Source organism: Alteribacillus sp. HJP-4 (genome assembly GCF_042139015.1).
Classification (GTDB): domain Bacteria; phylum Bacillota; class Bacilli; order Bacillales; family Marinococcaceae; genus JBHIKY01.
This window is the reverse complement of the sequence record NZ_JBHIKY010000010.1, coordinates 101,442-121,332: the sequence shown is the minus strand read 5'-3', so window position 1 is coordinate 121,332 and position 19,891 is coordinate 101,442. Positions and strand designations below refer to the sequence as shown.

Sequence of the window (19,891 nt, the reverse complement as noted above, 5' to 3'; positions counted from 1 at the left end):
TACACCATCCCAAACCCCTTACGAAGCTACATCGTATCCTTGTTCTTCAATTGCTTTTTCAATAGTATCTTGGGTAACTTCGTTATCATTGAACGATACATCAACTGTACTACTTTCAAGGTTTACTTTCACCTTGTCAACACCGTTTAATGTACTTACAGAGCCCTCAATAGAGTTGACGCAATGGCCACAAGACATTCCTTCCACTTTTAACGTTACTGATTTCATTAAAATCTCTCCTTTTTTATAGTTATGAACTTTATTCATTCAAAGTAATCATGAGTTTTAATAGATTAAATTCCTCCTTTTGTACATCACCTCCCTTATATTCGTTTCAATTTCCTCACTAAAGATTGAATCTTTTCGAGGTTTTGTTTATACCCGGTAAAAACTATAGGTTTTTTAAGTTTACCAAGTACAGAATTCTTCCTAAATACAAAACCCGGAACCACTCTACTACCTGTTAAATCTTTTAATTGTTCCTCTGTTTCGGGTGTTTCACTTAAGTTGTGTTCAATAAATTTTACTTGTTGTTGTTTTAAATACTCTTTACTAGCTTTACAGTCAGAACACCATGGGTGAGTATAGAGTTCCAAGGTATACAATTAAACCACCTCATTTTTAATTAACTTCTATTACATAAGGAAAGACCACTACACCCTCGTCTTCAAAATTAAATTCTGCCCAAACTTTATACATACCGGGCGTATCAAAGTGTGTTTCAAATGTTGTTTCAGTTTCAGAAGTTGGATGTACGTGTATAAATTCATCTGCTGATTCATTCAAGATTACAACATGTCCTAATGCTCCTAAATAAGGAAGTGGTATTTCACCGTGTAAATCAAAGGAAAGCACACTAGTTTCGTCAGTAGATAATCCGGAAGCCTCCAATGTCACCTTCTTTTCAGCCACATCTTGTGTATATGAGGTCGGCGTCAAATGAGCTTCGTTTTCTTCCAAGTCACCTACAGAAAGCTCGTTTTCTTCTACCCGATACTTTTTATCTTTGGGACTAATATCAACAAACGCTTTGTAATATCCAGGTTCTAAGGTCACTTCTGAGAGATACATGTTGTTTTCATCTATCTCAGGATGTAAGTGAACGTAGTCTTCTAAGTTAGTAGAAACCACTATAAGATGCATCAATTTTTCGTGATTTTCTTCCAGTTGAGGTACGTTTCCTTCATCGTCTTCTAAACTCACGATTAACCGTCCTTCTTTATAGGTCACATCAGTTTGCACTTGAGATTCGCTACTTGAACCATGTTCACTATGATCTACCTCATCATTTGAATGTTCCCCATGATCTTGCTCTTCCTGTTGTCCCTCATGATCCCCATGGTTCATCTCTCCGCTGTTTAGTGGGTTCTCTCCTGTAACGACACTATATCCTGCCACAACCATTACCAGATAGACGATACCACCTATAACCCATGTTTTAATTTTCATTTTCAGTTATTCTCCTCTACCATCTAATTTCAGACGTTGTAAACGCAGCGCATTTAAAACAACTGATACAGAACTAAAAGCCATTGCTGCTCCAGCTACCCATGGAGCTAGTAGTCCTAATGCAGCAATAGGGATAGAAGCTGAGTTATAAAAGAATGCAAAGAACAAGTTCTGTTTAATGTTTCGTATAGTTCGATCACTTAGCTGAATACTATTAGCCACACTGTGAAGATCACCACGCATGAGTGTAATATCTGCGGCTTCAATGGCTATATCGGTACCTGTTCCAATGGCCATGCCGATATCTGCCACCGCTAAAGCTGGGGCATCATTGATTCCATCACCAACCATAGCTACTTTTTTACCTTCTTTTTGAATGCTTTTAATTTCTTCTGCTTTTTGTTCTGGAACAACTTCAGCAATCACACGATCAATGTCTACCTGTTTTCCTATAGCCTTAGCTGTTCGTTGATTGTCACCGGTTAGCATGATAACTTCTAAACCAAGATCGTGTAATCTCTTAATAGCAGCTTTAGAGGTTTCTTTAACCGTATCTGCGACTGCTACTACTCCGACTAATTCCTTATCAATTGCGATTAACATAGCTGTTTTCCCTTGTTCTTCAAGCGAAGACATCTTAGTATCAAAGTCACCAATATTTATTGACTCTTTTGTCATTAACTTTCTTGTACCGACTAATACTTCTTTTCCTTTTACAATAGAACGAATCCCATACCCAGGAATTGCTTCAAACTCGTCGGGTTCATCTATAGATACACCTTTTTCTTGAACGCCTTTAACAATAGCTTCTGCTAATGGATGCTCAGAGCTTTTTTCAGCTGAACCAACATAAGATAAAACTGTGGCTTCTTCATATTCTGAAACAACTATAACGTCTGTTAGTTCAGGTTCCCCTTTTGTCAATGTTCCCGTTTTATCTAGGACAACCGTTTGAATGGTGCGTGTATTTTCTAAATGTTCACCACCTTTAAAAAGAACACCAAGTTCAGCTGCACGTCCTGACCCAGCCATAACAGAGGTCGGAGTTGCTAATCCTAGAGCACAAGGACAAGCAATGACTAGAATCGTGATTAATGGGACAACTGCAGCTCTGAAGTTACCGGGATCAACAATGAAATACCAGACAAGGAAGGTAGCAATGGCTATTAATACAACCACGGGGACAAAAATACCTGAAACTTTATCAGCAATCCGTTGTATATCAGCTTTGCTACCTTGTGCCTCTTCTACAACTTTTACAATCTGAGAGAGTGCTGTGTCTCGTCCCACCTTTGTAGCCTCAATTTTTAAAGAACCATTTTTATTAATCGTTGAACCAATTGTCCAATCGCCCTCTTTTTTATCAACTGGAATACTCTCCCCTGTAATCATGGACTCATCTACAGCTGAATGGCCTTGTTTAATAACTCCATCAACAGGAATTTTTTCACCAGGACGAACCGTTATCATCTCTCCTACAATGACCTCTTCGATTGGTATTTCAAGTTCTTGTCCATCTCGTATAACTCGAGCTGTTTTTGCTTGTAGACCTAGTAATTTTTGAATAGCTTGACCAGTGCTTCCTTTAGCTCGAACTTCAAATAGTTTCCCTAAAATAACTAATGTAATAATGACTGCAGCTGCTTCGAAATAAAGTTCAGGCATCCCAACCTGTCCACCTACAAACCATTCCCATCCTAAAAAGATACTATAGAAAAAGGCAACGGTAGTACCTAAAGCAATGAGGACATCCATATTCGCGCTTTTATTACGTAACGCTTTATATGCCCCTTTATAAAATTGCGCACCGACATAAAACTGCACAGGGGTTGCTAATACAAGTTGTACCCAAGGGTTCATGAACATGTCAGGCATATATAAGAACGAAGTAAATTGAAAGTGAGTAACCATTGTCCACAAGAGTGGCAATGTTAAAATAGCTGAAAAAATAAATTTACCTGATTGATGTTGAATTTCTTTCTCTTTATCATTCGCTGTTTCTGCTTTAGACGTTTGAGGTTTCATACTATAGCCCAGCTTTTTAACAGTTTGCAACATATCGGACTCGGTCACTTGTTCATGATCATAGACGACAGAGACATTCTCTAGTGCGAAATTAACGGTTGCACTTGAGACTCCCTCCATTTTCGATAATCTCTTTTCAATTTTTGTCGCACATGCCGCACAAGTCATTCCTGAAATTTGTAATGATATTTCTTTTTTCTTACTCATGTTAATCCTCCCTAGATAACTTTCTGAATCGACCATTTTCAAGTGTATATAAGCACTTTTCCTTAAACGGCTGGGCACGTTTGATTGAACGTATAAGCTCTTTGCCCATAGTTGTATTCATCTTTTGATACCAAACTCCCTGTGGGTAAGAAATGACTATTGGACCAGAACTACACTGACCATTACACATTGTTTTAGTTGTATGAATTTTGTCAGTTAAATCATACTCATAAATTGTTTCTCGAACAGAGCGTGTAACTTCATCAGCACCATTCTTTGTACAGGATTTACCGTGGCACAAAAAAAGGTGAGTTGTGACGTTTTCAATATCCATAATGGCCCTCCCTCAATACTAATCAAATAGCTTGACATCAGAAGAGAATAATATTTGTTGCGTTCACTCTACACAATAAATATACCATACCCCATGAGGGTATTAAACAAGTTTTTTTAGGAATAAAACTGGAACTAACCAAAAAACAATCCAAATCGGAGGCCACTGAAAAAGTCTGATTAGAAGATCGTTCCGGAAATCCGGGACGATCTTCTCTTACTTTGATAAAATAAGAGTATTAAACGTGAAAGTGTTGGATGGTCATGATTCAAAAACAACAGTCTCTCCAACTCAGTGCGTACGCCGATCTCTATGACATGATTGTTCCTAAAGACCATGTCTTAAGGAAACTAAACGATCTCATTGATTTTTCTTTTATTTATGATGAGCTGATTGAGAACTATCACTTGAATCATGGTCGTGCAGCCATCGATCCCATTCGTATGTTTAAATATCTCTTGTTAAAAAGCATGTTTCCTTTATCGGACGTCGATCTTGTAGAACGCTCTAGATATGACATGTCGTATAAATATTTCTTAGGCATGGCTCCTAAAGAAGATGTGATCGATCCGAGTTCCTTAACAAAATTTCGGAAGTTGCGATTAAAAGATCTGAATGTGCTTGATTTATTAATCGGAAAAACCGTTGATATCGCCATTGAACAAGGAGTCATGACAAGTAAAACGATCATCGTTGATTCCACTCATACGCAGGCACGGTATAATCAGAAAAAAACTATAGATGTTTTACGTGAACGGTCAAAACACTTGAGAAAAGCGGTCTATTCTGTAGATGAGTCTATCAAATCATCGTTTCCTTCTAAGCCTGAAAGAGACGATTTAGATGAAGAGATTACCTATACGCAAACGCTTTCGTCTTCATGATTTCGTAAAGTTTTGATATGATTAATCTTAGTCATTGCTAGCAATCCTTTCGACCTCCACTGTGTTTGATTCGACACCAATTACAGTAGAGTTATATTGGATGGCTGGCAAGGCTTTTTTTATCTAAAAAAGAAGTGCAGAGTTATGTACGTTTTGGTTGCACATCTCTGTACTTCTATTTTGCACTACACACTTAGCGTATATTTTCGTTAAAATGTTGGCGGTACCCCAGTATTAACTACTAAATGATTATATTTAGAACAGAGGTTTTATTTATGAAAAAAATACTTTTTATTGTTATCACTCTATTAATTATAGGAATAGGCGCTAGTTTTGTTCTTACTAATGAAAATAAAAAAGATAACGCTGAAATTGTAGAAGCATCTGTTAAAGATTATTTATTTAAAGAAAAAGGTTATAGTGAAGAAGAAATAAAAGATATTAAAATAAATTACAATGATAAAGCAACAGGTATTTATTTTAAACACTATGCTTATGTAGTATATTCAGATGAACCTTGATGAGTGGCTTTTGACAGATTTATCAACGGAAGAAGCAGCTATACTCCTTGAAATTACTGAAGCCCGTCACAAAATCGCTTCCACCATTTTCTGTTCACAAATTGACCCTAGTGGGTGGCACTTAAAATTAGGAAATGAAACGATAGCTGAGGCTATACTGGACCGCATTATCCATGACTCCTACCAAATCATGATAGACGGGGATATTTCTATGCGTGAACGCCATGGAATAAGGACAGAAGTCTGAAATGACTGAAGAAAATACTCTTACATTTTACTAGAACATAGTAACTGAACCCCTACGCTCTATTTTAGTTTCGTAGGGGTACTTGTATATTGGTAAAGGGTTTGGCATAGGTTGGTAAATTCCGTGGCGTTTAATGGTAAGAAAGATGGCGAAGGTGGTAAGATTCAGTGACTGTAATCAATGCGGGGCTGTTACGTCCCCGGTATCCGGCTTGCACTAGAATCGAACTTATACTCACCAAGAAAATTAATATGCTCTCATGCAAGAGGTGATACAACATGGGATAGTAAGTCTTCATTTATTTCCCCTTTTCTTGCAAGTAATTCGTTGCTTCCGCGAGATAAACCGTATTCCATAGACTAATCGCATTAATTAATCGAGTAATTGTTACTTTAAAAAACCATTCCAAAAATTTCATCAATCCACTCGGAATTTTCTTCCATATCTAGCTTTTCGCATAATCCCTTATGTGTTTTTTTGAATTCAGGTAGCATTCTTTCTATTACGCTCATTAAATCATTGGGGTCTCTACTGCTATGCCAGCTTGCTAAAAGTGAAAGCTGCCAATTATCCAATTCGCTACGTTCACCTTCATATTTTGCCCAATCTCCGAAGGCATTAGGTTGTATTCCTTTATCCATATACCAAGCCGTTACCATAGACAACCTTAAATTATCCAAGCAATTTAAAGCATAAAACATTTCTTTTCTGTTTACTCTTCGATAAGCTTCGTGAACATATGCAAAATATTTAGTTCTCCACATTTCCACTTCTTGCACAGTTGGACTGTATAGTAGTTTCTTTGATTTTTCTAATATTTCACCCATAAATCCTGTTTTATCATAAACAACACTAATGTTTTGCAGCCAAGTGGATGGCTGAATGTTTTCTGTTTTATAATAAAATGCATCCACCTTTATGAAAGAATCATAGTGAGCAACAGTATAAGTTGCCCAAGGGAAATCTTCGAAGTACAATACATTTCCCCAGTTTTTAGCTCTCTCTTTTTTATTCAGCCTATATTCTTCAAATACTTCATCTATAACAACTATACGAAGGTCTATGTCAGAATATAAATCTGTATTTTGATTACCTATTGAACCACCATAAAAAACAGCTACTACATTTTCATCGTTTATTGTATAGTGGACCCATAAATTCAGACACGAAATGAGGAGATGTTAAAGTAGGTTTATGGGTAAAAGAAAAAGATATACACAGAATCCAAATCAAAAATCGTGCTGGAAATTCTAAAAGAAGAAAAGACCATGTCCGAGATTTCTTCCGAGCATGGCCGACAGTTCAACTTGATTTTTAATTTAATCTGGTGACGAAAATTGTATGCTCGTCTAACTAATACTAACCTTCTTACGAATGTTAGATGTTATGAATTTAATTCTTTTTTATACTTTGTACTTTTGATAGTCATTTTTCCTATAATCCAAAAAATAAAATAAAATAAACAAAAATTAACTGCCAAACCTATGAAATTAAAACTAAAACCCCTAAATTCACTATTAAATCGTAGCCAATCAGTAGGGAACCCTAAATGAAAAATCTCTAATTCTCCAGGAGAAACGTTGGTAGGATTGTAATCTAATAAAGTCAATATAATCACAGCTATTAAACTTAATCCACTAATCACTTTTTTATTATTTAGCAGTCTCATTTTAACACCTCCTCAAAAGATTACCAGTAAGAGGGAATTATATGAAATTATTAGCATTTTTGACAGGAACACTTGCCGTCCTTGTCCAACCGTTTTCTACTGAAGAAGCTTTTGCAGAGAGTAGCGATGACCAGGAAATTAAAAATCAAATGGAAGAAATAGCCGATGAAAATGATTTAGAATTAACTGAAGAAAGTGAATTGCCTGAAGATTTACCGAAGTTAGAGTTTGAATCAATAGAAGAGTTCTAAGAGTTTATTGAAGAAGAAGATCCAAATAATATGTTAGAAGAACAAAATGAATCTATTGAACAAAACGACCAAACGTTAGATAACGATGGTTCAGGGGACGAATCAAACAATGAAATAGGCACATTTGCAACACAGAGTACAGGTAGTACGCCTGCGTTTTGCGGTTGCACACCGGTCTATACATTTGCAGCAGGTCCATTAAAAATAGATTATACTTATACGACCAACGCTTCAGGCAATCTTACCAAGATAAGTTCTATAAGTTCTATAAGTGCTTATGATACTACCGCTACATCTTGGGTTGATACAGTAGACGCAGCTTACAATATCACAGGCTCAAAAACCGCATCAATAGAAATTAGAGGATATCATCTGTTAGGTGTTGCAATTGGTGGTTTTGACGAAGGTATGAAACATAGCGCCTCGTATACGGAAACTATTAGTGTGCCATAATGAGTCTGGGCACTCCTCACATATTCTTCATGAAGGGTATTTTTGCACATCCCGTCGAAAAGGTAGAATAACCAATTAAAAAGCATACACTAAAATCTAGAGTTATTTTTTTAAAAACATCATAAATGATAGATTTAATAACGTATTCATGATTACACTAGAAATCATCACTACAAAAAATAAGATTGGTCCTAGTGTAAATAAAATATATTTCCCATCCCACATCCCTTGTATGAAGGCCCCCAAATTCCCATAGTGTGACCTCAAATAAGGATACAACCAATATTAAACCAAAGCAAGCCCGGAATTCATTAGCGTACAGAATTCTGGGTTCCTTATGGAAAAAATGGATTTGTAGATTTGTAAAAATGTTTGATTAAAAATAGTCTGGAAACGTCGATGTATTAACCCGACTTCTTTTCATTTAATCGAGATATTTGGAACCCGAGTGAAAAAATGGTGTCGATAATTAATTAAAAGTCTTCCTCAAAATAAGTCTATTCTCATTCATTTCGTAATTCTTGTTTATGTAAAAACGCTCTGCAAGTCTACCATTTGAAGTAATCAAATAAATGCTTGAAACCTTATCCTCAATTAGCTGTTCTTCTAGAGATTCTATGAGCATAGAGCCCAACCCTTTTCCCCAGCCTTACCCCTTGTAATCATTTAGATTCTGGATTCAGGGGATCAATACGGCGAGCAATCCCATCTGGATCAATGTTGAGATCGATTCCTATCTTATCTATTAGTAGGTTGCGAAAAGTGCTTTTCCCACTCCCATTATTTCCTGCAAATACATACATCACTGGCTGATTATCTACCGTCATTGATTTCATCCTGATTTTTTTCTTTTAATGGTACCACGTCCCCATTGGGATATTCTTTGACGAGCCCATCCTTCGTATTATAAACGATGTAAGTGTTATTTACTTTGGCATCAATTCTCGCCCGTTCTCCTGTCATTTTGGCCCATTTATCCACCCATGCAAATTTCCTTCCCATAGAGTTGCCATTCTGTTTTAACATCATCGTTCACCAGCCTATTTTTAGTCTTACGTACTGTCTATTTTATCTTCAGCTACGGCAGATTGGTCTTTTTTCCGGAATATTTATTAGTTCTTTAACTCATCCGGGATTTGTATCCTTTACATACTACAAAACGGGACTCTTGTCACTTAATACCGTAAATTCAATAAAATTTTCCTATTTTTTACAATTGTATGAAAAATACTTCTTTTCTAAATTTTGGTATGCTATATTAATACCCAAGTCAAACATGGAGGTGAGCAGATGAAATTACAAGTACGTAAAGCTGATAAAAAAAACGTATCTATTTCTGCACTTACTGCTGTTCCAGGTTAAGGCTTTTTTAAGGGACCGATGTTATCGGTTCCTTAATCCTATTAATTTAAGATGAAGGTATGCTGAGTGATTTCGTTAATTCGACTTTAACTGGAAGATATACAACATCCATAAAAAAATTATTCAAGGTTCGCTAAGCTGACTTCCAAAGCATTGTTTTGCAAACGAATAGTACACCATCACTCGCACAAATAATGTTTTAAATTTATATAAAAACCCAACTCCAAATTTTTTTTGATTTGTGATATAAAGAATAGATAAAATCTCCTCAATAATGCAACATGAAGTACTGACAATACTGTTGATTTACTGTGCGTTCCTTCTCTTTAATTTAAAAAAGAAGCTTTCTTTACCTTCCGCACCGTTCATCAAACAATAATAATATCTGCCTAAAGTCCGTGAGCAAATGCTAATAAAGAGATAATAGTGGAACTTTATCCACTCCAGATGTTTGGTCGTTTTAATGATCGAATGTACACATTTTGATGGGCAGTTTAGTGAGAGAGTCATTGAAAATAGTTGAAATATCGCCTGCCAATCATAGGAATGAAATGACGGCTGTGACAAAACCACTATCAATGTAGTACCGAGGAGGACATATGGATGAAACTAAAATTTAAAGAGACCATACCTTATTTTGTATTGGAGGATGAAATTCAAATTGGTGAAGAAGAAGGCGTTGCTGGATTTTTAGAAGATCCAGATGGGAGTGTTAAATTATTAGTTGAAAATCTTGACGGATCTAAAGGTATAGAGGATATTATTCATCTAGTACAAAAACAGTATCCTAATATAAGCGATGAAGAAATTACTGAAGCGCTAGAAGTACTAGCTAATGAAGGCTATCTAGAAGACGCTTCTCTTGAGCCAAAACTACTTACCAGTTATGAAGTAGAACGTTATAAAGCGAATATAAATTTCTTTTCCTTATTTACAGCCTATAAAGAAAATAAGTTTGCTATACAAGAAAAGATAAATCAAACTCCTATATCCTTATTAGGTGTAGGAGGTCTTGGAACGCAAATCTTATATCATTTATCAGCTTTAGGGTTCCATAATATTAAAGCATTGGATTTTGATCATATCGAATTAAGCAATTTTAATCGTCAGTTGTTATATTCTGAGAAGGATATCGGGCAAAACAAAATCGAAATGGCCAAAAAGAGGATTGCGGAATTTAACCCAAATGTAAATCTAAAAACTACTAATAAAAAAATCGCATCAGCACAAGATGTAATAAAACATATTGAAGGTACTGAGCTTGTTATCTGTGTAGCTGATAAGCCTACACTCCACTTGTTAAATTGGGTAAACGAAGCTGTAGTTACATGTAATGTTCCTCTTGTATCTGGTGGAGTTCTGAATACACGTGGGCGATTTTTCTCCATGGTACCAAAAGAAACCGGTTGCATTCAATGCCACATTGATTATGCTAGAAAGATAAATCAAAAGCAAAATCATCAATTTGAGGCGATGCGTAATATTGATTACCAGCGAAAAAATGCTGCTATAAGCCCAAATGTAGCAATTTTAGCTGGTACTATAGTGAATGAAGCAGTAAAAATTCTAACTGGAATGGAGAAACCATTATCAGATGGAAAAGTAATGGAGATTAATTTTATGAATTTAGAGAAAAAACTAGTATCCAGCTGGGAAAAGTTAGAGGGGTGTCCAGTTTGTGGAGATAAGAAGTTTACATATGCTTAACATTTCACCTAAAATAAGTGAGGATGACAAGAATGAACATTCCTAAAGTGTTTAAAAATCGCAGATATTTAGTGCTTTTTTTTGGTATGACGATTAGCAAATTTGGAATGTGGTTTTTCATGATATCTCTTCCTTTAATTGTATATGACTTAACCCAATCTGCCAGCAAAATGGCACTTGTTTTTGCTATTGAAATTATACCACAGGTACTATTTAGTCTTATTGGTGGAGCTCTTGCTGATCAAGTTTCTAAAAAGAAAATAATGGTCTTTGGGGACTTTACATCTGCTTTAATTGTACTAATTGTTCCTCTAATGTTTTGGATGGAATACTCAAGCCTTTTTGTCATATATGCTGTGGCTTTTGTATTAGCAAGTTTAGCTGCTTTTCATCATCCAAGTTTTGAATCAGCAGTTCCAGAGGTATTACCACATGAGGATTTAATCCAAGGGAATTCGTACTTTAGACTAAGTGAAAATATTATCACTTTTATAGGACCAGCAGTTGCTGGTTTTATGATTGCGATAGTTGGGAATGTTAATGTTTTATTGGTTACGGGGGCTACGTTTCTTTGTGCAGGAACAATATTCTTATTTCTTAAATCACCTTCACCAAGTCAAAACGTTGGAAAAATTCCAAAACTGTTAAAACCAATTAAAGAAGGTTTAAAATATGTTTTCAGCACAAAAATTTTATTAGCTGGTTCACTTGTAATTTTTGGAATCAATATAGGCTTTGGCGCTGTGGAGTCACTTTTTATGTTTTTCTTAAGAGACTACATTCAATTTACATCGACCCAAATTGGAATGGTATTTTCACTACAAGCAATAGGACCCGTTATCGCTGTTTTTTTGGCTGGAAGATTAAAACATATACCGAGAGGAAATATTATAGTTTTTTCGGGGATCTTGATAGGTATTGGACAAATATTGTTGATTTTTTCTCAGTCATATGTAATAGCCCTCATTGTATGTCAAATCCTCATTAAAGGGTCCGTTACGTTATTGGCTATAAATTGGTTTACTCTTAGACAAGAATTAGTACCAAGTAATTTATTAGGACGTGTTATCAGCTCTACACGAATGGCTGCATTTCTGGCATTACCAATAAGTGCTATGATCGCTGGATTTTTAGCTGATTTTATTAGTGTAATTCCTATCTTTATTGCTGCTGGAACCATAGCAATCGTTTGTTCTTTAATTGGCATGAAAACTTCTTTGTTTGTGAAAAACGGACCAAAAACTTTAAATGAGAAAGTAGATATTCATCAAAATTAAACACGTATTCCAATACGTGTTTTTTTAGGAGGGTTAAGTGATGGGAATTTTCTCAAAACTTGAATGGAATTTACAAGATTTATATAAAAATGAGTCAGATTGGATGAGTGAAATCTCACTACTAAGAGAATCTATTAATGAATTCACTGCATACAAGGATAAGGTTATCAGCACCTCTAATAATCTCTACGAGGCTATGGAATTATTTTTTTCTATAAACGAAACCGTAAATAAAATCATTGCTTATGCCAATCTTAATTACGATAAATATATGGACTTTAAAAGTCAAGAAATGGTAGAAACTGCTCAAAATGTTTTATCTGATTTCGAAGAAAAAACGTCTTTTTTAAATAATGAAACATCTAGATTAAGTCTAGGAAGGTTTGATACATATGTTCGAGAAACACCTGATTTAGTAAAGTATCAACATGAAATAAAAAATATATTAAAAGAACAAAATAACAACTCTAACAAGGTGAAAAGTGAGTCAGTGCACCATTTTGAAACATTATATGCTTCTACATATAATACATATCAGTTATTAACTCAAGCTGATTTTGAATTTAATTCGTTTACTTATGCAGGTAAAGAGTATGAAATTAATTATAGCAATTTTGCTAAATTACAGGAATCTGATGTTAGAACAATTAGAAAAAAATCGTATAAAGAATTTTATACACCTTTTCTACAATATTCTAACACTCTAGCTTCATTACTAAATATAAGCGTAAAGAAAGATTGCATAGAGGCTAAACTTAATAATTATAAGGATTCATTGGAATATGCTCTTAGCAAAGAGAGCATTCCCACGAATATATTTATAAACCTTATAAGTCATATAGAGGATCAATTAGGACCGTTACATAAATACGTTCAAATTAAAAAGGAAGCTTTGAACGTAAATCAATTTCATATGTATGATTTTTCAGCCCCCTTAAATAAAGAGAATTTCGAAATTGGTCTTCAAAGTGCGAAGGATTTGTTATTTAAATCCCTAAAACCTTTGGGTGAAGAATATCAAAAAATTATTACTGAATCTTTTAATAATAGATGGTACAACATAAATACAAGTCAAATGAGTATTTCTTATGCAATGGATGTCCCAGGTTCACATCCCTTTATTCTATTGAATTGGAAAAACAGAGTGAATGATTTATTTACCTTATCACATGAGCTAGGACATGGTGCACATTATTCTTTTTCCTCTAGGGATAAGTGTTACCCTAGGTCCACTCCCTCTATTTTTATTAGTGAAATTGTTGCAACTGTAAACGAATTGTTAGTTATAAAACATTTAATACATTCTAAAAGAATGAAGCAGCTATCTATGTTGAATTTCTTTATAGAGAAGTTTAGAATATCTTTCTTCCATCAAATTTTATTTGCAGAATTCGAGTATTCTATTCATGGATATGTCTCGAAAGGTTACTCTTTAACGTCTGAATTACTATGCAACAAATACAGAGAATTATTGAAAAAATACTACGGTGAAGATCTAAAATTAGACGAGTATAGTGGAGCCATATGGGGAAGAGTTCCACACTTTTATTCTAGTTTTTATGTTTTTAAATATGCAACTGCTTTTGTGGCTGCTACTAAAATTGTAAAGAAACTTGATACAGAGGATGGATATAAGGATAAGTATTTAGACTTACTAAAATCCAGCTCATCGGTTGATCCACTGACCTTACTTGACAAATCAGGGATAGACTTTACTGGTTGTGATGTCATTAGTGATTGTATTTATTTTTTCGACTCTTTAGTAGAACAATTAAAACTACCCACACCTTAAGCGTTGTTTGAAGTGTTGCTCACGTTCCTATATCTAACACATTATGTATGAAAAGGAGTAGAAGGAAAATTTTTTTATACGATGCCAATCACTGCTAATCACGAAAGGAGTTTCTTTATGAAAAAATATGATGATCCTATAATGGCAAAAAATTTTTACGAACTACATTATCGATCTTCCACATTTGTACTCCCAAATGCTTGGGATGTTATCAGTGCGAAAATGTTTGAAGAAAGTGGGTTTAAAGCTATTGGTACGACAAGCGCAGGAATTGCTGCTTCTTTAGGATATAAAGATGGCCAAAACATGCCTCTTAAAAAAATGATCGAGACTATTGAAAGGATAGCCAAATCGGTAAATGTGCCGGTAACCGCAGATATTGAAGCAGGTTATGGACAAACAGTTAACGCGGTTTTAGAAACAGTAAAAAAAGTGATAGAAACCGGGGCAATCGGTATCAACCTTGAGGATGGTACTGGAGACTCTGTCCATCCTATCTACGATATTTCTCTGCAAAAGGAAAAAATAGCAGCCATCAGAGAAATGTCAGATTCCAACAACGCTTCATTGTTTATCAATGCACGCACGGACATGTATTGGTTAAACATTGGGGATCCTTCACTACGTTTCCAAGAGACCGTTAAACGAGCAGAGGCTTATCAGGAAGCCGGGGCTAACTGTATTTTTGTACCTGGTGTAAGCGATCAAAAACTCATCCAATGTCTTAGAAAAGCCATTTCTTGCCCCATTAATCTTTTGGCTGATCCCGAAACGCCTTCTTTAACGGACCTTTCCGAAATTGGAATTGAAAGGCTAAGTTGTGGATCGGTCCCTTTCAGAACCACCATCACATTGTTGAGGGAAATTAGCCAAGAGATTATTAATCACGGGACATTTCATAAAGTAAGGGATAATGTTTTAACTTATGGGGAAATAGCTGAATTCATGCAAAAGACGAATCGCTCACAATAAATCAAATAACATCTTTTTTAGCACACGCTAAATTATTTGTGATGTATTTGTGAATGTAGCTATAGATAACATTGGAGGTGTACACATGCAGAAGAAACAAGTGGAAATTATCCCGGTCCAACCTTACCATTTTGGTCAAGCATTGGCTTATCTGCGAAGGTCCCCTTCCTTAGTGCTTGAAAAGGTAAATGATAAAGGATATCAACGTATCTTTACTTTTTCAGGGCAGCCGGTATTGGTTCGAATGTTATTTCAAAATCCTCCTAATCATAAAAAAATTACGGTAGAAGTTTGCGGGGAAAAGGTTGACAAAAAGATTTTAAATCAATCCGTTGAAACCTTAAAACGTATTTTTTCCTTAACCATTGATCCTGAACCATTTCATAAGCTGTTACTTAAGGATCCAGTACTCGGGAAGCAAATGAGTGATTACATTGGTTTACGTCCCGTGTTGATTGGGGATCCATATGAATCTTTGATGTGGGCGATTATTGGGCAGCAAGTTAATGTCACGTTCGCTAACAAATTAAAGATGAAGCTTTTAGATCTTTGTAATAATTCTTTTCAAGTTGAAGGACAATCTTTTCCCGTGTTGCCTAAACCGCAGCAGGTTGTTGAATTAGGTGAAAAAAAGCTACGTGAGAATCAGTTTAGTCGTCAAAAGGCGAAATATTTAATAACTGTATCAGAGGCCGTGGCTAACAGAGATATTAACTTTGCTACATTAGCAAAAATGCCCTATGAAGAAGCTTGCCAATCCTTAATACAATATAAAGGGATCGGTCGTTGGACTGCAGAGTGCGTTCTCATGAGGGGCCTTGGTTTTCATGATGTAATCCCAGCGGGGGATCTAGGAATTCAAATGATCGTGGGGCAATTTTATAAGAAAGGTGAACGAGCTTCAGAAAAGGAGGTTCGCCAAATTGCAGAAACGTGGTCTCCCTGGCGAAGTTGGGTGGCGTTTGTTTGGTGGCACCAACTGCAGATGGCTCAATTCGAACAAAAACACCAAACCGATTGGTGTGCAACGAGTAATTATTGAGAATTACTATAGAGGGGTCTAATGAAAAAGACGCGAATACGCTAAGCAAATTTCGCTTTTTTGCTCTGGACCCCTAATAAAATGTTAATGGGTGGAAGTGGAAGAAGGTAAGTCTATTGAATACAAACCACAGACTGGCCCCAACCAAAAGGTAGTTCTCGGGCACCATATTGTATTAATGTTCGTAACAATTCCGTTTTCTCCTATGAATGAGCCATATCAAAAAATTAATTGATTAGATTAACGTGCTTTTCTTCCTTAATAATGGAATCCGTGTGTAACTTTTGAAGATATTTTGCACGTATTTTAAGTGTTAATTTGCACATCATCCCAGCTACCTTTATTACATGGGGTACTGTCAGCAAAATGCGGATTTACAACGTTAAGAAATTTATGTGGAAAAGTCGAATTTCATGTGTTTTTATTTTATTGCCAAACCACTTCTATGTTAGATAACAAAAAATCTTAACCCTGCACTTCCTTCAATGTGCATATCTTTATTCTGAAAATTATGATTGAAGAATTTGTGATAGATGTAACATTAAATCATCATTTTGTTTAGAAGTGCCCAAAGTTATTCTTACACCCGTTGAACATCCTAAATCGGTTCCAGATCGTATAATGAACCCTTAGATAGTAAAAATTCAGCAATTTGATGTGCTGGTCTTTTCAAGTCAATAAAAATAAAATTACTTCGAGAAGGATAATATGATAATCCGTATCGCCAGCAAAATGTATAAGAATGCTCCAGTTCTTTTCGGTTCTCTTTATTACATTCTTTGATGAATTTTTGATCTTCCAAGGCTGCTACTGAAGCTATCTGTGCTAGTCTTGAGGTGTTAAACGTTTCTCTGGCTGCTCCCGTATATTCTGGATTAACTCTTTATAAGTAAAATAGTATGGTATGTTTTAACACTAAACTGGACAAATATTTAAAGATTCATAGACTTGTACTCAGCTAGGCTTTCGAATCTCTTCCCAAGTATACGTCCCTTGTTTATAGGATTTCTAATGATTTACTCTAGATATCTTAAATTATTTTAGTAAACGTTTGAATATTAAAACACAGATAAGCAATAAAAGAGATACACCAAACTGAATGTGTAAATTTCCTATTTGTAAAGCATTTGACACAGGAGGAGGGTGAAAAATCATTTGATAAGAAAAGAACAGCACAATAAATATTAAAATAACAAAAATTACATTTAAAGCTTTTCTCATAATGATATCCTTTCAACTTTTTTATATCAATATTTTTGTCGATTTTCATAATACCAGTTTTATCTTTTAAAAAAAAGTGATGATAAAAACCTTTTAGCACCAGTCCCTTTTATAGGTAATAACACAAATTTCACTTTATTAGTTATTAGTATTTTTCTACATCTCTATATTGGTATTTATTTTGACCCAAATTTGCATACGGATAAGAACCATAGGGTGAATCATCATCCCACCTATACCATTTAGAAGTATCCCCCGTGCTTCTTGACTCTTCGTATATAAGTCCTTCACCATTATTGGCTGCAGATGCTAATGTGGGTAAAGTGAGGCCTTTTCCTACAGTCTCCCGCAGGGCGGCAATTACTAACTGGTTCCTTAAAATGGTTAATTACAATTAAGGACATTGAATCTAAGACTCTGTGTTAACTCCGGCAATGGCTGTGCAGTCAACTTATATAAGAAGGTTGGCTTTCAACATCTACATGATTTGTCTGTATTCACAAAAAATTTGGCCAATCACTATTAATTTAGTACCTCCGAGCTCTGGAAGAATGAGATTCGTTATTCCTCTGGTCGGAGATTTGCCTCCGGATTCCTTCAAATAACCAATACGACTTGAACCCTAAAGCGTATGCGTTTGCCGGACACACTTTTAAAAAACCTAAGTTAACACCCTATGTTTTATATAAAAAAGCGCCGCTTCGTTATGGCTTATAATGCTTAATTCTCTACGTGTCACACCTTACCGAACCGTCCAAGTATTTATCATGTTTAGCAAGTATACACCAATCCCCCATCTTGAATACTCATTTAATATACCAACTGCCATACCGGTTTTATAATTTTTCGTGTTCTCTTACCTGTAAAGAATGTTTTTAACGCATCCATACCTTACCTTGTCATGATGGGGTTTGTGCGCTTCTGTTTGTTACTTTCTTTCCGAAAATATATTTATGGGTTCCAGATATGTTTGATTTTTAAAATAAAATTATTTCTATTAACTCACCTTTCGCACACTTCAATTGGCAACTTAATATAGTTGGATAATCCTGCAATTCAATGTGCAATCTTCCAAAGGAAACATTACACCGGCTATAATAGAATATACAATAGGTAAGGCTCTTTTAAGGATGGACCAGCTTCTCCCTCCCTATAGGAAGGAGGAGAAACCAAATGACAATCTTCTAAGCAATCATGTTAAATTGTCATTTCACCATAAAAAATAATCCATCCTTAAGCGTCTCAACTTAAGGGATGGATTATTATGTCCAGTAGCCAATCTCCTTTTGGGAAATCAGTCTATTGTATTGGCCGTATAGCCGATTGTAAAAAAAGGTTTCAGTCTATCTATTAAACTCCTACACATTTTTACAATTTATCAACATCTCACAAATAATATGCTTCACACAGAACTTATCCTCAAATTCACCTATTCATAAAACTCAAAAAATAAAGCTCCTTTGACACGCAGTAACTCTCAAAAGTTTTGACATATCTCTACATTTATATTGATCCACTCCACAAGTCCTTAATATCTCTTTGACGTATCTATTTTATTTATATAATCCTGATGATCTGATAAATACCTTTCCAGGTTTTCTTCAAAAATACCAAGAGCACGGGTGTGATAATTAGGGGAGACTCCTGACAGATGGGAAGTTACTGTAATTTTCTCTTCTTCCCAGAAAGGATGATTTTCAGGTAACGGCTCCACTTCAAACACATCTAACACAGCATGCGCAATTTCTTGGTTATGGACGGCTTTTAAAATCTCTTCTTCTTTCACCGCATCGCCTCTGCCAATATTCATAAATACGGCGTGACGAGGCATTCGTTGAAAATGTGCATAGTTAAAAAATCCTCTCGTTTCATCCGTGCTTGGAAGAATCGAAATCACGAAATCTACCTCTGGCATATACTTGTCCATTTCATCATGGGTTAGAGTTTTGTCAAAATACTCTACTGTTTTTCCACTGCGGGAGACTCCGTACGTTCTCATTTGAAATGCTTTTGCTATCCTGGCCACTTCCTGGCCAATGGCTCCAGTTCCTGCAATTAGTATACTCTTTCCGGTGATTTCTTCCATGTGAATATTCCGGGTCCAAATTTTATCCGCTTCGTTCGAGATCAGTTGTTTTCCTTGTCTGCATACGAGCATCAACATGAAAAATACATATTCAGAGCTCGGTGCTTTATGGACTCCTCTAGCGCTTGTTACTATTATATCTCGTTGTTCTAAGGCATTGAATGGCAATTTTTCGATTCCTGCTGATATAATCATGATCCATTTTAATTTACTTGCCTTTGATAATAATTCCTCCGTGAGGTCGGCTCCATAGGTTATTAATATTTCAGCATCAGGTAAGTGTTCTTCTGCCTCATTCATGCTATCGCAAAAGATAAAGACTTGGCCTGGATATTTTTTTTCTAAATGTTGTTGGTGTTGTTCAGACAGCTGAGCGGAAGATAAGATCATTT

The 19,891-nt window shown here is 35.5% G+C and carries 18 protein-coding genes and 3 pseudogenes; 10 read left to right on the top strand and 11 right to left on the bottom strand.

Annotated features, from left to right (window positions below):
* Positions 1 to 18: 18 nt before the first annotated feature.
* The 5 genes from copZ to ACE4RR_RS11645 all read right to left on the bottom strand — a co-directional run bounded on the left by copZ (position 19) and on the right by ACE4RR_RS11645 (position 4,015).
* Positions 19 to 228, bottom strand: coding sequence for a copper chaperone CopZ (gene copZ, locus ACE4RR_RS11665; protein WP_375535592.1), 210 nt, complete (start codon positions 226 to 228; stop codon positions 19 to 21).
* Positions 229 to 323: 95 nt separating this feature from the next.
* Complete coding sequence (locus ACE4RR_RS11660; protein WP_375535591.1) at positions 324 to 605, bottom strand: glutaredoxin family protein; 282 nt, start codon at positions 603 to 605, stop codon at positions 324 to 326.
* A 16-nt stretch (positions 606 to 621) separates the two neighbouring features.
* On the bottom strand, positions 622 to 1,449 hold the full coding sequence (locus ACE4RR_RS11655; protein ID WP_375535590.1) for a hypothetical protein: 828 nt from the start codon (positions 1,447 to 1,449) through the stop codon (positions 622 to 624).
* Between the two features lie 6 nt (positions 1,450 to 1,455).
* On the bottom strand, positions 1,456 to 3,681 hold the full coding sequence (locus tag ACE4RR_RS11650) for a heavy metal translocating P-type ATPase (RefSeq protein WP_375535589.1): 2,226 nt from the start codon (positions 3,679 to 3,681) through the stop codon (positions 1,456 to 1,458).
* Position 3,682: 1 nt separating this feature from the next.
* Entirely contained in the window at positions 3,683 to 4,015 is a 333-nt protein-coding gene (locus ACE4RR_RS11645; protein WP_375535588.1) for a (2Fe-2S) ferredoxin domain-containing protein, read from the bottom strand.
* Positions 4,016 to 4,278: 263 nt separating this feature from the next.
* On the opposite strand from ACE4RR_RS11645, the pseudogene ACE4RR_RS11640 reads away from it, so the two are divergent.
* From ACE4RR_RS11640 to ACE4RR_RS11630, 3 genes and pseudogenes are all read left to right on the top strand, one after another.
* A pseudogene (locus ACE4RR_RS11640) lies at positions 4,279 to 4,887 on the top strand (transposase); the annotation flags it as partial.
* 257 nt (positions 4,888 to 5,144) lie between these two features.
* Positions 5,145 to 5,420, top strand: a complete 276-nt coding sequence (locus ACE4RR_RS11635) for a DUF3139 domain-containing protein (protein WP_375535587.1) — start codon at positions 5,145 to 5,147, stop codon at positions 5,418 to 5,420.
* Positions 5,416 to 5,667, top strand: a pseudogene (locus ACE4RR_RS11630) (ATP-binding protein); the annotation flags it as partial. The gene ACE4RR_RS11635 and the pseudogene ACE4RR_RS11630, both read left to right, overlap by 5 nt.
* Positions 5,668 to 6,059: 392 nt before the next feature.
* On the opposite strand, the gene ACE4RR_RS11625 reads toward ACE4RR_RS11630, so the two are convergent.
* Together ACE4RR_RS11625 and ACE4RR_RS11620 are read right to left on the bottom strand one after the other, a co-directional pair.
* Positions 6,060 to 6,644, bottom strand: a complete 585-nt coding sequence (locus ACE4RR_RS11625) for a hypothetical protein (RefSeq protein ID WP_483860826.1) — start codon at positions 6,642 to 6,644, stop codon at positions 6,060 to 6,062.
* 407 nt (positions 6,645 to 7,051) lie between these two features.
* Positions 7,052 to 7,336, bottom strand: a complete 285-nt coding sequence (locus tag ACE4RR_RS11620; RefSeq protein ID WP_375535586.1) for a hypothetical protein — start codon at positions 7,334 to 7,336, stop codon at positions 7,052 to 7,054.
* A gap of 41 nt (positions 7,337 to 7,377) precedes the next feature.
* On the opposite strand from ACE4RR_RS11620, the gene ACE4RR_RS11615 reads away from it, so the two are divergent.
* Together ACE4RR_RS11615 and ACE4RR_RS11610 are read left to right on the top strand one after the other, a co-directional pair.
* Positions 7,378 to 7,587, top strand: coding sequence for a hypothetical protein (locus ACE4RR_RS11615; RefSeq protein ID WP_375535585.1), 210 nt, complete (start codon positions 7,378 to 7,380; stop codon positions 7,585 to 7,587).
* Positions 7,588 to 7,617: 30 nt separating this feature from the next.
* Positions 7,618 to 8,040, top strand: a complete 423-nt coding sequence (locus ACE4RR_RS11610; protein WP_375535584.1) for a hypothetical protein — start codon at positions 7,618 to 7,620, stop codon at positions 8,038 to 8,040.
* Between the two features lie 662 nt (positions 8,041 to 8,702).
* Here the strand turns inward: ACE4RR_RS11610 and ACE4RR_RS11605 are convergent.
* Together ACE4RR_RS11605 and ACE4RR_RS11600 are read right to left on the bottom strand one after the other, a co-directional pair.
* Positions 8,703 to 8,867, bottom strand: a complete 165-nt coding sequence (locus ACE4RR_RS11605; RefSeq protein ID WP_375535583.1) for a hypothetical protein — start codon at positions 8,865 to 8,867, stop codon at positions 8,703 to 8,705.
* Positions 8,854 to 9,069 carry a hypothetical protein gene (locus tag ACE4RR_RS11600; protein WP_375535582.1) on the bottom strand — a complete coding sequence of 72 codons (216 nt, stop codon included), beginning with the start codon at positions 9,067 to 9,069 and terminating at the stop codon, positions 8,854 to 8,856. Before ACE4RR_RS11600 ends, ACE4RR_RS11605 begins: the two co-directional genes overlap by 14 nt.
* A gap of 936 nt (positions 9,070 to 10,005) precedes the next feature.
* On the opposite strand from ACE4RR_RS11600, the gene ACE4RR_RS11595 reads away from it, so the two are divergent.
* The 5 genes from ACE4RR_RS11595 (at position 10,006) to ACE4RR_RS11575 (ending at position 16,192) form a co-directional block, all read left to right on the top strand.
* On the top strand, positions 10,006 to 11,109 hold the full coding sequence (locus tag ACE4RR_RS11595) for a ThiF family adenylyltransferase (protein WP_375535581.1): 1,104 nt from the start codon (positions 10,006 to 10,008) through the stop codon (positions 11,107 to 11,109).
* Between the two features lie 32 nt (positions 11,110 to 11,141).
* On the top strand, positions 11,142 to 12,386 hold the full coding sequence (locus tag ACE4RR_RS11590; protein ID WP_375535580.1) for an MFS transporter: 1,245 nt from the start codon (positions 11,142 to 11,144) through the stop codon (positions 12,384 to 12,386).
* A gap of 40 nt (positions 12,387 to 12,426) precedes the next feature.
* The gene (locus ACE4RR_RS11585) at positions 12,427 to 14,178 is read left to right on the top strand and encodes a M3 family oligoendopeptidase (RefSeq protein ID WP_375535579.1); all 1,752 of its coding nucleotides are present in this window, start codon (positions 12,427 to 12,429) and stop codon (positions 14,176 to 14,178) included.
* A gap of 117 nt (positions 14,179 to 14,295) precedes the next feature.
* Positions 14,296 to 15,150: an isocitrate lyase/PEP mutase family protein gene (locus ACE4RR_RS11580; protein WP_375535578.1), complete on the top strand. Its 855-nt coding sequence runs from the start codon at positions 14,296 to 14,298 to the stop codon at positions 15,148 to 15,150.
* Between the two features lie 85 nt (positions 15,151 to 15,235).
* On the top strand, positions 15,236 to 16,192 hold the full coding sequence (locus ACE4RR_RS11575) for a DNA-3-methyladenine glycosylase family protein (protein WP_375535577.1): 957 nt from the start codon (positions 15,236 to 15,238) through the stop codon (positions 16,190 to 16,192).
* Positions 16,193 to 16,790: 598 nt separating this feature from the next.
* Here the strand turns inward: ACE4RR_RS11575 and ACE4RR_RS11570 are convergent.
* Both ACE4RR_RS11570 and ACE4RR_RS11565 read right to left on the bottom strand, forming a co-directional pair.
* Positions 16,791 to 17,033 (bottom strand): annotated as a pseudogene (locus tag ACE4RR_RS11570) (histidinol-phosphate transaminase); the annotation flags it as partial.
* 1,908 nt (positions 17,034 to 18,941) lie between these two features.
* Positions 18,942 to 19,889, bottom strand: a complete 948-nt coding sequence (locus ACE4RR_RS11565; RefSeq protein ID WP_375535576.1) for a D-2-hydroxyacid dehydrogenase — start codon at positions 19,887 to 19,889, stop codon at positions 18,942 to 18,944.
* Positions 19,890 to 19,891 lie beyond the last annotated feature (2 nt).